Here is a 13,868-nt window from a genome sequence, read left to right as displayed (position 1 = left end):
CCAAGCTATTGGCCTGTCCTCGTTCACGAAACGCCCGCAATGCAGAACCTTCAGTGGATCAACGAATTGCGGTCGCTCAGCGACTGGCTGTGGACGGCGTGCACGGAGGATGGAATGGGCGAGGAGTTGCTTTGCTGCATCCAGGATCAGGCCCTCGACCTTCTGGAGCAAGACCTCGAGGGTGCAGTAAACCCGGCGTCTAAGGAGGTTCTTGCCTCATGGCGTGAGCTGAACGCAGAGGCGGCCGAGTACATCACCAGTTCCGACCGGGTGTGGGAATGCATGTGGACGAGCTGGGGTGGCGTACCCGAGCGCTCTGGCCTGCCCTTGGAGTTGACGCGGGCGTTCGCCCGCCATCGCTGCGCGCTCGCGGCCGCGACAGCGGCCCTTGACTACTGATGTCTGCAACCAGTACGTATCGAGACTTCCCTCGTTCGTTCAGGACCGAACCGTTACCTCGTTGGCATCGACGATGAGCGTTCGACGCAGCCTGCGAGGCCACCGAAGCGCAAGCCTCGTTGTCGACCGCGTCGCCCGTCACATCACGTCGTGCGGATCAAGCGAGATTTGGCAGTTTATCGGGCAACCATAAACCGCAACGCTTCGCATTCCTTATCATTCGGACGGATGACGTGCGAAGGTCATTGCAGACCGAGGTTGCAGGCTTGATGGATATATCTATTCATCTACTATTCGGTCGTGAGCCTAACTTCCGACCATCACCTGATCCTGGGATTACTCTCGAACCGTGGCACGGCCACGGCAGCCGATCTGGTCGCTGTCACTGGGAAGAGCCAGCCCACCGTGTCGCGTCTGCTGGCGGACATGGCAGCGCAGATTGTGAGGATCGGGAAGGCCAGGGCCACCCGATATGGCTTACCGAAATCTATTCATGGGAGGCCTGCGCAGCAATCGTTGTGGTGGAAGGATGCGCAGGGGCGACGCACGGATGTGGGCACGCTGACGCTCCTGGCCAATGGGACCATCGATGTGGAGTCCGCCAAGCTGGGGGACTACACGGGCGAGTCGCTGCCTTGGTACCTCATGCCCTTGCGTGCCGAGGGATTCCTGGGTCGCATCGCCGCGCGCTCCATGGCGGCACTGCGCGTCGAGAGCGAGCCAGACCGCTGGTCGACCGAGACCATTCTGTACGCTGCGTTGCAGGCCCACGATTCCCCTGGGGCCATCACCCTTGGCTTCCAGGAAGAAGGCAGCCAAAGCCCCAGGATCACCGCACACGGGATTGACGAGCAGTTGGACGGTGCCGCGCGAGCTGTGGCCACGGCACTCCCCGCAGGATCCTTGGTCGGAGGCGAACAGCCCAAGTTCCTCGCGCAATTCGAAGACCATGGGCCAGTGATCGTGAAGTTCTCTCCGCCCCTGGACACGCCTGGCGGCCGTCGCTGGTGCGATCTGCTCCACGCGGAGCACCTCGCATCCTTGACGTTGGCTAAGCACGGCCTCGCCGCCGCAGCCGCGCAACTGCGCCTGACTGGCCAGCGGGCGTACTTGATCTCGGAGCGCTTTGATCGCATTGGTGCCACCGGCCGCTGCCACGTTGTATCGATCGGCAATGCTCATCGCGCGTTTGTGCACGGCGTGTACCGCAACTGGGCAGAGAGCTGCGACGCGCTCGCAAGCCGCGGCAGCCTCACGCGCGAGGATGCGGGCGTGGCGCGCACGCTCCTGGACTTCGGACGGCTGATCGGAAACACGGACATGCACAGCGGCAACCTGGCCTTGTTCGTGCAATTGCAAGACGTCAAGAAGGGCCGCTTCAGGCTCGCGCCGGTCTACGACATGCTGCCGATGCGCTGGAGACCCGATGCGAGGTCAGGGGGCGCTGCCGACTACATGCGCTTCAGTCCGGATGCCCGCGCGCTCGCCTCACAAGCAGCGCCGATCGCATTGGAGTTCTGGCAAGCCCTGGCGGGCCTGCAGGCAGTCAGTCGCGATCTGCGAATCATGGCCCAACAGATGGCTGAAACCATCCAGGAAGAGATGCCTTGAATACCCATGGGGATGGCACCGATCGCCCCTTTCCCCGCGCTGGGGAAGGGCCGCTTTATGGTCGATTATTCATGATTATGTTGTCTGAAGCTCGACTCAAATTAGCCAAAGCGGAATAAAGAACCCTCTGCAAGTCGCAGGGGTCAGCTTGGTACGCTATCGCTGAACACGGGCTGCCGCTGCGGCGCCGGGCACTTTGCGCCTCCTTGGCTTCGCGCTTGCTCCACGCTGCTTCTGGTCGGCGCTTGCCAGCGCCCCTTCGAGAGTGACGATGCGCTGCCGTGCGGCTTCTGCGCGCTCGCGCATGGTTGCCAATTCCAACAGGGCCTCTTGGAGGCGCGTTGCCTGTGCGTCGATGGTGCGCTGGCTATCTTTCGCGCTCACCGCGCAGCGCTCGTCGGCTTGAAGCGCTTCGCGGCGGGCGTGCTTGGCGTCCTGCCGCGCGCGGTCGACTTCTTCGAGCCAGCGCCGCTCATTGCTCGCAAAGTGCTGCTGCAGCCGTTCGCGTTCCTGGGCATGAAGTTGCAGCTGTTCGTCGTAGCGCTGCCGCTCGCTGCTGCGTTCCTGCGCCAGGTCGGCGGTGGCTTGGCGCGACTTCGCGAGAGCCGCTTCTCGCTCCTGAACCGTCTGCGTGAGCTCCTTGACCCGGGCGGCCGAATCGGCCAGGTGTGAACGCAGCAGCTCCAGGTCCTGGCGCAGATCGGCTTCGCGCGCCGCGAGGGCCTCGCCGTCCCGTTGCAGGGCGGCGCGGGACGAGTCGAGTTCCTGAAGTTGTTGCGCAAGCAAATCGCGTTCGCGCTGCAGTTCGCCTTCGGCGGCCGCCCTGCCCGCCTGCAGCGCGCTTGACCAAAGCGTGTCGAAGGCGTGGCGCACGACCGCGGGCGCGGCGCCTGGGACCTCCTCACCGTCTGGCGGGGTGATGCCTAGCCGCGGCGCCAACCCTGAAAACCAGCGCTCCAGCATCGGTCCCACGCGATTCGGGGAGCCGCGCCCGATTTGGGCGCGCACGCGCTCCACCGTCGGGCGCAGGCGCTGCGCGACCAGCGCATCGGCTGCTGCGTCCACTTCGTGCTGTTGCACGCCTCTCGAATTTTCCAGAGCCATGACCGCCCTCCTCCGTGATTTGACGCTCCCGATAAGTGCTGTTTATCGGGGGCATGAGCTTGGTTTCGTAGTAAATCATACGTGCCACATATGAGAATTCAAGTTCCCCAGTGCGACGTTCGCCTGAAGTGCACGCCTAAGAGAGCCCAAATCGCCTTGGCAGTCGGCTGTTGCCGAAGCAAGTCCGTTGACGGCCAATGCTGCAGAGGTCTCCAGTTGCCGCTAGGCCGGCACTGACCTCCTGTCGCGAGCTTTCCAACTGGTGTTGTAGGAACCCGCGAACGCATTGGAAGTCGACATGGGACTGGATAAATCGCCAGCGCTGGCACATAATGGCCCTATCGCTCTGGTGGAGGTTTCTGTGCCGAACGTGTTCTTCTTCTGCAATGACAAGAAGGTCGAGGTCGACGCCGAATCGTTGACGGGTATGCAAATCAAGGAGGCGACCCTGAAGGTTGACCCCACATTGAACTTGCAGCACGACCTCATTCTTCAAGCCAACGGCCCTGGAGAAGATCAGCAGATCCGCGACGGCGAACCCGTAACTTTGACCCACGGCCACGGCACCGGCCCGAAACACTTTTACACCCGCCCTCCGACGAATTTCGGGAAGGCGTGATGCTGCATCCGCACACGCTGGCGCAGTTCGAGTCGTTGAAGCAACGGTACCCGCAGGCAGATCTCCGCGAGATGCCTTCAGGGGCGGCAGTGGTGACGATCCCGGACTTCCCTCTTCCCGCAGGATGGTCGTCCAGTTCAACCGTGGTCAGGTTCGTGGTGCCCGTCGGGTATCCGGGCCCGGCACCAGATTGCTTTTGGGCGAGCTCGGGCCTAAGGCTTCAAAATGGCTCAATGCCGCAGGCCAGCCAAGATCCGAACCCTATTCCTGAGCTAGGGGACGTGGGCCTCTGGTTTTCTTGGCACGTTACCGACCCGGCGGCCAGCTGGCACCCCAACCGCGACACCCTCACTACCTATGTAGGGATCATTGCCGAGAGGTTCCGGCGGCCGCAATGACGACGCTGGTTTTTGCGCACCCCGCCTTGCGCGAACTATGGGGCTCAATCCGCGACGACGAGCTGGAAAGTGCCGCGGTCTTGCTGTGCGTACCTGTTCAGCTCAGATCGGCTGGCGGCTGGCGACTGATGGTGCGGGAGATGCACGTTCCCACAGAAGCTAACTACGAGGTCAGGTCGCCTACGCGCGTTCAGATAAAGACGGAGTTCTGCCTGCGCATTGAGAAGAGGGCTCGGCTGAACAAGTGGTCTCTCGTCTATGTGCATACACATCCCAAGCAGCACACACCCGAGTTCTCTGAGATCGACGATGACACTGAGAACGGCTTGAGTTCCTACCTCCAAATGCGGTGCCCCGAAGTGCCGCATGTCTCGCTTCTGCTTGGCATGCACCACCTTATCGCGCGCGAAATCGGCTCACGAATTCCAGTGCGTGTAATGGAGCTCGGGCACGACGTGCAGGTAGCATACGACGCGACCGAGCCGGAGTTGCTCGAAGAACGATTCGATCGCCAGGTGCGGGCATTTGGCCCGGATGGACAGGCGAGACTATCGACATTGGTTGTCGCCATCGTCGGGCTTGGGGGGACCGGTTCGCACGTGCTGCAGCAGCTCGCGCACTTGGGTATCCAGCAGTTCATCCTCGTTGATCCGGACTCGGTGGAAGTCACAAACCTAAACCGCGTGGTAGGCGCTACGCTCGCCGACGTCGGAGAGCCCAAGACTCGGTACGCCGAGCGCTTGATTCAAGGCCTGGGTGGCAAAGAGCCGACGGTGCTACGCGGAGACGTAACGGCCGAAGATGTGGTTCGGCGCGTGATCGAAGCGGACATCATTTTCAACTGCACGGACACGCAATCGAGCAGGCATGTCTTGAATCAGGCGGCTTACCAATATATGGTGCCAGTGATAGACATGGGGGTCTCTGTCACTGTGGATGCAAATATGCACGCGCGATTTGCTGGCCACGTAAAGATGCTTAGCCCTGGATTGCCATGCCTGTGGTGCTGCAATCATCTCGACCCGGAGGCACTGCGTCGAGAGATGATGACTGCGGAACAAAGACAAGCCGACCCGTATGTCCAGGGTGCTGCCACGGTGGTTCAACCGGCGGTTATCAGCTTGAATGGCGTTGTCGCTTCAGCTGCGGTCACGATGCTGCTGTCCGCAGTAGCCGGCGTGCCGGCCCCTACTCGCTACATCCACTACGACGGCAATCGAGCAAGAATGAACGGGTTAAAGGTTCAACGCGATCACGCCTGCGCGTTCTGTGGCGATGCCTCGACCGCTGGCACAGGCGATGCCTTTCCTCTTCCGGTGAGAAGACGTGGCGAAGGCTCGAATCATTAATTTCCTCGGGGAAACCGAGGGGCACGCTGCAGCTCGCAAGATGCTGCACAGGCCCGGCGATTTGGCCATTGACAAGCGCGGAGTCGATCGCGCCATCGTCATGAAGTGCCCGGACGGTTGTGGCGAGACACTAACAGTTAATCTCGACCATAGATCAGGCAAGGCTTGGCGACTACGGCGCCACGCAGCACAAGGACTCTCGCTCTACCCTTCGATTTGGCGTCACGACGGATGCAGATCACATTTCATCATCTGGCGCAATGCAATTCTGTGGTGCGACGGGGATGACGAGGGTTATCCATCGTGGTCGGACCAGTCGTTGGCGGCTGCCATTCTGCGGGAGTTGGGTGAATCTCCGGACCGGTTCCACGAGGCGGAAGAACTGGGCGAAAGAGTCGATGCCTCACCATGGGAGGTTGTATGGGCATGCAGGCGCCTTCGCATCGAAGGCAAGGTCGATGTCGCGAGGCACACATGGTTCCGGATCAGAGCCGACCGCGATGAGTGACGAGTCCTCGCTTCAATATACGATCGTCGTCGATGGTCGGTCGTACATAGTTGAGGTTGATCGTCTCCGGGGTGTGGATATCCGTGCTTTGTCGGGGGTACCTGCGTCCAATGCTCTTGTTCTCGAGAGCGACGATGCACGAGAAGACCTGGTAATCGACGACGAAAGCGTCGTGGATCTTGATACTCAGCGGCCCGTTCGGGTTTATTCTCGTCCGCCTACTATGCATGGCGCGCCACAGTGGTGACAGGGCATAGAGCAACAGTTCTTTGGCTAAGCGAACAATCTCCGTCAACGGACTTGACGAGAGAGTTCAGCCAGCGTGATCTGACTCTCCTCGCTGCAAATCCTTCTCTGCACGCAAGTTCGCTCGCCCCCGCCCGAGCGATCATCATCCATGATCCGACAGATACTTTGCTTCAGGTACTGTCAAGCAAACTGCTGGGGTCGTGTTTGGCTCACGGGCTACGCATCTACATCGTCGCCAAGATCGGACGTATCGGCGACATTGACTTGCGGCTGCGCCCGCTTGCGTACCACAGTCAGCTTCAGTTTCTTGAATCCACTCGCCTCAAGCAAATTCCGGAGAATTGCGCGCGTTTCGACGCTGGGCCGAGTTATGCCCCCCCCGCCGCGCTGAACATCATCGGTCTGACAGGCGGCGCACCCGCCGAAGACGAGATTCTTTTGCGGCGGGCATTTGCGGATTGCACCCAGCTGGAGCTCCGGAAGATGGATTCCGGAACGGCGAGTGTGTTTCAGGGATTCGTAACACTGCGTGACTCACGCGCAGGCCCGGTGCCGCTGCCATTTTTCATCAAGGTAGATCGGTATCCGAAAGCCTCGAAGGAGCTTCGGAACTACGCAGACTGCACGGCACTGTTCGTTCCGTTCGATGCGCGGCCGAATATCGACGAGAGGCGGTGTTTGCTCGGCGCCGAGCGGGGCCTGATCGTTGGCAATTTTGTGGAGCGCTCGGAAGCGCTGATTCGTGTCGTTGAGCGCAGTGCGTCGTATTGTCCCGTGATCGACTCTCTTTTTAATCACGCGCTCAGGGGCTGGAGAGCGCAAGCCCATTGGAGGCAGGATCCGCCGCCCGCTCAGGCCATGGAACCGGAAGGAGCCATTCGCTCGTTTCGTGACGCGCGATTTCTGCGCAAGGCGAGCGAGTGCGAGGCCCAGTCAAGAAGGTCCAATGGATTGACACTAAGCCCGACGCAGATAGGTGACATGCTCGACGCCCTGCCGCCTGTTGTGCATCGTCGAGCGCTCGCGCATGGTGACTTGCACGGCGAGAACGTCGTAGCGGTCGACGGGCGCGCAGTTCTAATTGACTTTGTCAACGTCGCAGACGGCCCGCTTGTCAAGGACCCCGCCGCGTTGGAGACATGGCTCTTTCTAAAAATTACGTCAGATCCAGCAGATTGGGCGAGAACTGCGGATGAGCTGTATTCGTGGAGTAACCTGGTGACTCTCCCACAATCGCGTGCGCCTACACAGCCACTGAGTGGAGTTTGGAATGTCATCAGACAAATTCGTCAGTTCGCGCTTTCGGAACAGCTCACGGTTGGCGAGTACGCCCAAGCGGTAGCAATTCAACTGTTGCGGCACACGCTGCGCAAAGATCCTGGCGAGCAAGATCACCGCAGACCGACTTTCATGAAACTCGCTGCGAACTTGGCGGAGAGTCTAAAGCGGACTCGTTCAAGTCTGGCCTGACATTTAGGCCTCGCTCGGGCCGCGGCGCGGGACCCGCGGCTGCTTTTAGCGTATGCGTCCGGCCAGGTCACCTTTGACCAGACGCTCGCAGCGCTCACCGGTTGAACAGCTCTCCTGACGTGGTTCACTTCGATGTTTGCTCCGGAAACCGCAGAGACGCGGCGGAGATCACCCGGAGTCGGTTGATCCTGAAGCCGAACGGCAAATGCCGATGACCGTGGAGGTAATAGTCGGCGCTGCAGCTCGCCGACCTGAACGCGTGGCGACCACTCACGATCTCCAGATGCTTAATTCTCCAGCCACGCAGTCGCGACGTGAATGGCGTGAACATGTGATGATGCCCGACAATGACGACGGTCAAGCCGGGCCTGCCGCGCAAGCGTGTAAGCAAGAGCTCCAGCCGGTTCGCCTGTGCTCGTGCCAAATGGCCAAACGCTGAAGTCGTCACATTGGACGTCGGGCGATTCGTATCCAGGCAGACATATGCATGCACGCCGACGACGCAATGCATTGGAAAGCACGCGTCCCACAGCTCGTCTAGCGCGTTCAGGTCCTCGTTACCGTCTTCGGCGCACTTCTGAATCATGTGCACGTGCGCGTGGAGGTGGTCGCGAAGGGACTTTTCTCGCCCATTCGCCAGCACGTGCATCTCCGGGCAGACCCGTAGCACCGCCGCCAGAAATCGGATCTTGCGCAACCGCACCACCGCGGATGAAAGCGGGATGCTCGCAAACCGGGGCACGTACGAGCGCATGTAAGGGAAGAGATCGTGGTTGCCCGGCGCCAAGATGATTGGGACGCCGCGCATGCATTCATCTGATTCAAGGGCGTGAAAGAAGGAAAGCCACTCTTCGCGACCGCCCGAGTCGGTGATGTCGCCGGAGATCACGAGGGCACGAGCCTCCGCACCGGCCGCGCTGCGCAGCTTTTCACCGAGCTGCGCGTTCGTTATCGACGACGCTTCGATCGGTGCCTCGCCCGCCTTCGTGAAATGAAGGTCAGAAGCATGATCACAACCAGGGTCGGCGCCGCCTTCGTGTTCGATTCGCCGGGCGAACGGCGATGCGACTAGAGTCGCAGCAACTGCGCCCAGGCACGCGGCGAATGTGAGGATCACAAGGTGCAGCAGAAGCAAGGTGACGATCCCCACGATGCCCCACAAAACACGAGAGGCGAGCGCGTCAACGCCCATCAGCCACCGCGATAGGAACGGCCCGACCGACAAAGTATGAGAAAGCTCGGACAGTTGGGGGCCGACGAGCGGGAGGCCAACCACGGTATCTGTGGACAGCATGTCCAGGCAGAGAAGTGCCACGAACGTCGCTGCGAAGGCCGTAACCGGTACCTGCAGCGGCAGGTAGCGCCGCTTGGGACCGAACCAGACGAGTGCGAACGCCGACGGGACGCAACAGAACGACAAAAACCGTTGCCACACCAGCTGATCGGCTGCCCTTCGCAGCAAGCTGCCATAGCGGCGGATCCATCCCGTCGAGTTCCCTTCGGCCTGGACGTCCCCTCGGTACAGGAAAGGATACAGCGCTACTGCGGCAACCAGGAGCAGCGCATCCCCTACGACGCTCTTCGCGACGATTTGCATCCCAGCCAGCGCCACAATCGCAAGGACCGCGGAATACCAGATGCCCCTGCGTTGACGGGTATCCGCGATCACTCCTTTCGCGTCCCGGATCCAGCGGTCCTCTGCGTCCTCTTCGTTGAAATCGTAAATCTGAGATTCCGGCATCTGTGGTTTGCGGTGCAAGCTTAAGAAGGAGTGGGTGTTCCGTCGAGCAGGTTGCCGGCCTGCCGCATTTGCACTTCGATTGCCCGGGCGCGGTACGCCGCACGTGCCCGGATGTGAACAGCGCCGATCCGCTGAAGTGCCGCGAGATTTCTCATGTCAATTCTTGCACTCCACATTTCTCCAGGCGCTAGTTTCGCCGGAAGCTGATCGCTCCCCCTGTGAATGTTGAAGTTGCTGCTTGACAGCTCGAGACCGGGCTTATTCCCCCTCTTCTGGCGGGCAATCGCCTCTACTTCAAGTAATGTGGTGGGGCGCCCGCCCGTATTCACAATCTCTACGTGGCAGTACGATGCTGTGCACGCAACTTCAGCACCATCGGGCTGTCGGTCTCGGTGGACGATCTCTGCATCCAAGTAGCTCACCTCCGCGTGTGCGGAGATACGAAGGCGAGGCTCAGCACGCCACCACTTGGTGAGATCCCATGCGAATACCACGGTCGACAAAATCGCCGCGTACCATGCCACTGGAGATGTTTCCAAGCCTGCTACTCCTTAGTGTTTGCGTACTGCAAGGAGCCTGCAAACGGTCGGTCTGCTCTTTTCCGGCTCGTGCAGCTCTGGACGTATGGTAGGCGACCAACTGCTGCAGTTTGCGACTGGAGCGATTCGTTGACTGTCTTTGGGTGGTAGCGCCCGTTTCGATTACTTATACTTATCAGCCGCGGCCTTGAAAGCAGCTTCGACTTCTGCTCGCACCCGCTGCCACCTCATTTCCGCGCCGGGCGCCCAGCTCGTAAAGGCGTCCGCAACATCGGAATCCTCGCCCCAGAAATGAATGATTCCCGCGATGTTGCCCTTCGTGTGAAGGTGCAGGTCTTGCGCATCTTCTATGTAACCGGCCTTCCATTGAGCCAACTTCTTCTTCGCCGACCCTTCATTGCAACTGTCCGCGCAGAACAACTCAATTTCAGCCTGCTTGATCTGGTTGTAAAGGGCTGCCAAGTAGCTCCACTGCGAGCTAAATCGAGCATAGAGGGCCGCGTATACCGCGCCGGCTGCGGCGGCGAACCACGGAGCCGTTTCGATAAACTGCCTTCCGAGGCCAGCCCAGGACATCGGACCTTTCAGGTCAGGATCGATCGCGTTGCGCAGGAGCAGCGACGTTGCGCAAAGAAGCGTCGCGACGGCAATAGAACGTGCCAGGACAATATCGCCACCATTGGGGCGCGTTGGCGTGAGCAGCCACTCGAATGAGACACAACGCGCGAAGGTATGCCAAGCCTTCCGAAGGCGCCTGTGATCTGAGTTCCTCGTTGTCATTCCCCACCCATTTTTCGGAGTGGAACTATACGCGAATGCTTTGGCTAACCCGATTAGAACTCGACCTTCTTAGGCCGTGCCGTCCTATGCAAAACGCGAATCTCCCTCACTCTGTCGCCCGGTCGACAATCGCCGAACGGGTCAATGCGCGGAACACGAAGGGGCTTATTAGGCTTGCACACGGGGCCTGTGGTCGCTGCTGGTCCCTTCCCAAGTAGGCATCCAGTTCCTTGAGCGCGAACGCACAGTTCCCCACGCATGCTTCTCGCTACCGAGATTCACCTCTCGGGGCCTCAGCGAGAACCCAGCCCGTCATCTTCCTCCGTCGCGCCCTGCCCGCATGCCCCACCTGCAGGATCTGGGGCGTCCCGGGCTGCCAGGCAACATAGCCTCTTGGGTATGAGGTCAAGAAAGCCATACTGCTCCTCCCAAACGCGATCTGCCAAATGTGTCAGCTTCGCTCGAATGATGCAAAGCAGTCGCCGTCCCGGAAGCTGAAACGAATCTCTCCGTTGCTGCGCGTAGTCAGCACCCTTCGGATTCTGCTGTCCGTCGGCCCCTGAAACCAAATGCCCTGCGTCTTGCTGCCGTAGTAGTTCGTGGTCTCCTGGGTCTCGTGCTTCTTCACATCGTCCGAGATGACCGTTAGCTTGGGATTGCAGCCGTACTGCTCGAACATCGGTTTGTATATGCCGCTTTCGCGTCCGTGATGGGAGGCCACGAGCACGTCCACCAGCGGGACGACTTTCCGGAAGGCCTCGTTTGTCTCGAGCATGTTCTTGAAGCCGGTCTGCTCCATGTCACCAGGGAACAGGAACCAGAAGCCTCTGTGCTTCACCAGTAGCATCAGACTCAGATTGTTCTCGTCGTCGAAGTGAGGGTACTTATTCCAGAACCACTGCATCTCCACACCCGGCAGAACCGTCGCCAGGGTATTGCACTGCGCGGGTGTGAGCGTCGTGCGACCGGCAAGTCCCGTGACCAACGCACTCATGCCCGTGCCCATGCCAGTTTCGCTCTTCAAGTCGGCGATATCGGTGCCGCGAACGCTCGGGTTGAATAGCTGCCAGCCGATCGTCACTCCGTTCTTCGCAAATGTGGGGTAGCCGGAGACATGGTCCTCGTCCAGGTTCGTGACGACGAGTTGCTCGAGGTGGCGCACCCCCAGTTTTGCAAGATGCCCACCAGGATTGAACCCGGTGGTGCTGTTGTGCCCGCAGTCAATCATCAGGCGCCGCGGCACTGCTCCGTCGTTGACCGTCAACATCGCGCAGGCGCCATGCTCCACATCGAAAATCTGGAGCAGGCCGTCACGTACTGGTAGCCAATTCACTTCGCCTCCTTTTCCTTGTCCTTCTCCTTGGAGTACGCGAAGGTCGTGAATACCTCCAAGCCGTAGTGCCTGAAGAACTTGATGTAGCGCAAAGTCATCCCCACCCCAACGCCCAGAGCCACGAGCGCCAAGTTGCCGTGCATCGCCTTGCCGCCGTGCCAGTTATAGGACCAGGCCAAGATGGCCGCGTCCACAAACGACACCAACGCGATGTTGCGGGCGAACCCGTATTGGTTGATGAAGTTATCCATCCGCTCTTTGGCTACCTTGCTCTCCTTGGCGACGCTGAACGCGGGCCAGAACAGCCGCTCGCCGGGGCCGTCAACGCCAAGGGCTGCGCCCTTGGTCAGGGCTGCTTTCTGTGCAGCTGGAGGGAGGGGCTGGTAGTAGGCCGGCAGGCACTTGCGGAGCCACGACGGCGCGATGCATTGCCCGAAAAGGTTGTCCCGTGGGTAGCCAAGGACCGTGCCAACGAGCCCCCGCTCGAAAATGGGTGAGGAGAGTGCGGCCGTGAGCTGTCCCGCGATGTATGCCGACGCCACGGCAACCGCTGTCTGGGCCCAGGTCCAGTCCTTCTGTCCCAGGAAACCGGTCCCGGCGACAAGGTCTATGGCGGCGAGGAGCAATCCGCCGGACGTGAGATACGCCCAAAAGTCGTAGCTGGTAAACGGGAAATTCTGGTTCAATCGAACGCTCCCAGTTCTTGCTCAGCAGTTTACTTAGCCGTTTGCGATCGGTAATCACCCTTTCGTAGTGCCTGCTGCCATTCCATCGCCTAGAAACCCCATTGCGCAGCGACTGGTCCGGCCCGAGCTACGGGCGCCGGATGAGGTCAGGACCTCGACGCATCAGACGCTCGGGTTCGCTGGCGCCGTCCCGCCGAAGTCCGACGGCGCCCAGCTGCGAGATGCCTCTTCTTGTGAACAGATCGAAATCCAGGCGCCTGGCCGCCAATGGGCGCCCTTCCCGCACGCACGAACTGCACCAGGTGCCTGGCCGCAGCAATGCTCCCTCGCGCTCACTGAGCGCCGGATCGGCGCTGCCGTGCAATTCATGCGAAAGAAGGAACGACGCCATCCTGGAAGATTGCCAGCGCACTGGCTGGCTGCGCAGCGTGCTCCATCACTTCGCAAGTGTGAAGTGGGTTGCACCGGCGCCGTGGCGGCCTGGCCACGACCCATCGGGCAGGCAAGCGCAGTTGCGATGCTTCACCGGCCTGCGGACTCGGGCGAACATGCGATCCACGCCGGCAGCCCCTTTGCACCACCGACCTTTGGTTCGGTACCACTGCGCGGCAGCGCGGCGATCACGGCGTGGCCTCCTTCAGCCGAGCGCCTCCAGCCGCCTGGCGGCCTCCCGCTTGCCCAGTGCACGCACGGCGGCAATCGCCTCCAGCTGTTTGGCCCTCGGGCGGGCTCCCCCGGTTTCCCACTTGTAGATCGACTGCCCGGTGACACCGACCAAGGCGCCGAAGTCCGCTGCCGACAATCCAAGTTTCTTGCGCGTGGCGGCAAGCCGCGTCGCGCTGAAACGCCGCGCCACACCTTCCGGGGTTTCGGCCGCTCCCTGAGGGTCGGCCTTTGGCTGCCCCTTTCCGGCCTTCTTCAGTTGTCGCTCCAACTCCTCGATGCGACGGCGCAACGCCGCGATATGGCGGCGGTACTGAGCGGAAGCTTTCCTGAAGTCCTCTGCTTCGCTCCTCACCTCCTTGCGGGCGATTCGCGCGATTTCCTCTTTCAGTGCTACGGCGATGTTTGGCATCTGCCCA

The 13,868-nt window shown here is 60.8% G+C and carries 13 protein-coding genes; 7 read left to right on the top strand and 6 right to left on the bottom strand.

The window, feature by feature from the left end:
• The first annotated feature begins 39 nt into the window (after positions 1-39).
• Both JJ685_RS08875 and JJ685_RS08870 read left to right on the top strand, forming a co-directional pair.
• Positions 40-399, top strand: coding sequence for a hypothetical protein (locus JJ685_RS08875; RefSeq protein ID WP_201673893.1), 360 nt, complete (start codon positions 40-42; stop codon positions 397-399).
• A gap of 300 nt (positions 400-699) precedes the next feature.
• Positions 700-2,010 carry a HipA domain-containing protein gene (locus JJ685_RS08870; RefSeq protein WP_201673892.1) on the top strand — a complete coding sequence of 437 codons (1,311 nt, stop codon included), beginning with the start codon at positions 700-702 and terminating at the stop codon, positions 2,008-2,010.
• Positions 2,011-2,166: 156 nt separating this feature from the next.
• On the opposite strand, the gene JJ685_RS08865 is transcribed toward JJ685_RS08870, so the two are convergent.
• A complete protein-coding gene (locus JJ685_RS08865) occupies positions 2,167-3,114 on the bottom strand; it encodes a DNA-binding protein (RefSeq protein WP_201673891.1) in 948 nt (315 codons plus the stop codon).
• A 286-nt stretch (positions 3,115-3,400) separates the two neighbouring features.
• On the opposite strand from JJ685_RS08865, the gene JJ685_RS08860 reads away from it, so the two are divergent.
• The 5 genes from JJ685_RS08860 to JJ685_RS08840 all read left to right on the top strand — a co-directional run bounded on the left by JJ685_RS08860 (position 3,401) and on the right by JJ685_RS08840 (position 7,707).
• Positions 3,401-3,733: a multiubiquitin domain-containing protein gene (locus JJ685_RS08860; RefSeq protein WP_201673890.1), complete on the top strand. Its 333-nt coding sequence runs from the start codon at positions 3,401-3,403 to the stop codon at positions 3,731-3,733.
• A complete protein-coding gene (locus JJ685_RS30390) occupies positions 3,733-4,131 on the top strand; it encodes an E2/UBC family protein (RefSeq protein ID WP_201673889.1) in 399 nt (132 codons plus the stop codon). Before JJ685_RS08860 ends, JJ685_RS30390 begins: the two co-directional genes overlap by 1 nt.
• Positions 4,128-5,480 carry a HesA/MoeB/ThiF family protein gene (locus JJ685_RS08850; protein WP_201673888.1) on the top strand — a complete coding sequence of 451 codons (1,353 nt, stop codon included), beginning with the start codon at positions 4,128-4,130 and terminating at the stop codon, positions 5,478-5,480. The genes JJ685_RS30390 and JJ685_RS08850 overlap by 4 nt, the downstream gene beginning before the upstream one ends.
• Before the next feature lie 40 nt (positions 5,481-5,520).
• Positions 5,521-5,988: a DUF6527 family protein gene (locus JJ685_RS30385; protein ID WP_408015468.1), complete on the top strand. Its 468-nt coding sequence runs from the start codon at positions 5,521-5,523 to the stop codon at positions 5,986-5,988.
• A gap of 300 nt (positions 5,989-6,288) precedes the next feature.
• Positions 6,289-7,707: a hypothetical protein gene (locus JJ685_RS08840; protein ID WP_201673886.1), complete on the top strand. Its 1,419-nt coding sequence runs from the start codon at positions 6,289-6,291 to the stop codon at positions 7,705-7,707.
• A gap of 124 nt (positions 7,708-7,831) precedes the next feature.
• Here JJ685_RS08840 and JJ685_RS08835 read toward each other — a convergent pair whose 3' ends face one another.
• The 5 genes from JJ685_RS08835 to JJ685_RS08815 all read right to left on the bottom strand — a co-directional run bounded on the left by JJ685_RS08835 (position 7,832) and on the right by JJ685_RS08815 (position 13,861).
• Positions 7,832-9,448, bottom strand: coding sequence for a metallophosphoesterase family protein (locus JJ685_RS08835; RefSeq protein ID WP_201673885.1), 1,617 nt, complete (start codon positions 9,446-9,448; stop codon positions 7,832-7,834).
• 701 nt (positions 9,449-10,149) lie between these two features.
• Positions 10,150-10,767: a hypothetical protein gene (locus tag JJ685_RS08830; protein ID WP_201673884.1), complete on the bottom strand. Its 618-nt coding sequence runs from the start codon at positions 10,765-10,767 to the stop codon at positions 10,150-10,152.
• A 451-nt stretch (positions 10,768-11,218) separates the two neighbouring features.
• Positions 11,219-12,100: a ComEC/Rec2 family competence protein gene (locus tag JJ685_RS08825; RefSeq protein WP_201673883.1), complete on the bottom strand. Its 882-nt coding sequence runs from the start codon at positions 12,098-12,100 to the stop codon at positions 11,219-11,221.
• Positions 12,097-12,786, bottom strand: coding sequence for a hypothetical protein (locus tag JJ685_RS08820; protein ID WP_201673882.1), 690 nt, complete (start codon positions 12,784-12,786; stop codon positions 12,097-12,099). Before JJ685_RS08820 ends, JJ685_RS08825 begins: the two co-directional genes overlap by 4 nt.
• 637 nt (positions 12,787-13,423) lie before the next feature.
• The gene (locus tag JJ685_RS08815; RefSeq protein WP_201673881.1) at positions 13,424-13,861 is read right to left on the bottom strand and encodes a helix-turn-helix domain-containing protein; all 438 of its coding nucleotides are present in this window, start codon (positions 13,859-13,861) and stop codon (positions 13,424-13,426) included.
• Positions 13,862-13,868 lie beyond the last annotated feature (7 nt).

This window comes from Ramlibacter monticola, assembly GCF_016722785.1.
GTDB classification, from domain to species: domain Bacteria; phylum Pseudomonadota; class Gammaproteobacteria; order Burkholderiales; family Burkholderiaceae_C; genus Ramlibacter; species Ramlibacter monticola.
This window is presented reverse-complemented; position numbering and strand designations above follow the sequence as displayed.

What these genes read in the sequence shown, in the direction of transcription:
- JJ685_RS08865 (WP_201673891.1), bottom strand. Translation starts at nt 3,114, where the DNA reads ATGGCTCTGGAAAATTCGAGAGGCGTGCAACAGCACGAAGTGGACGCA.
- JJ685_RS30390 (WP_201673889.1), top strand. Translation starts at nt 3,733, where the DNA reads ATGCTGCATCCGCACACGCTGGCGCAGTTCGAGTCGTTGAAGCAACGG.
- JJ685_RS08875 (WP_201673893.1), top strand. Translation starts at nt 40, where the DNA reads ATGCAGAACCTTCAGTGGATCAACGAATTGCGGTCGCTCAGCGACTGG.
- JJ685_RS08835 (WP_201673885.1), bottom strand. Translation starts at nt 9,448, where the DNA reads ATGCCGGAATCTCAGATTTACGATTTCAACGAAGAGGACGCAGAGGAC.
- JJ685_RS08830 (WP_201673884.1), bottom strand. Translation starts at nt 10,767, where the DNA reads ATGACAACGAGGAACTCAGATCACAGGCGCCTTCGGAAGGCTTGGCAT.
- JJ685_RS08815 (WP_201673881.1), bottom strand. Translation starts at nt 13,861, where the DNA reads ATGCCAAACATCGCCGTAGCACTGAAAGAGGAAATCGCGCGAATCGCC.
- JJ685_RS30385 (WP_408015468.1), top strand. Translation starts at nt 5,521, where the DNA reads ATGCTGCACAGGCCCGGCGATTTGGCCATTGACAAGCGCGGAGTCGAT.
- JJ685_RS08850 (WP_201673888.1), top strand. Translation starts at nt 4,128, where the DNA reads ATGACGACGCTGGTTTTTGCGCACCCCGCCTTGCGCGAACTATGGGGC.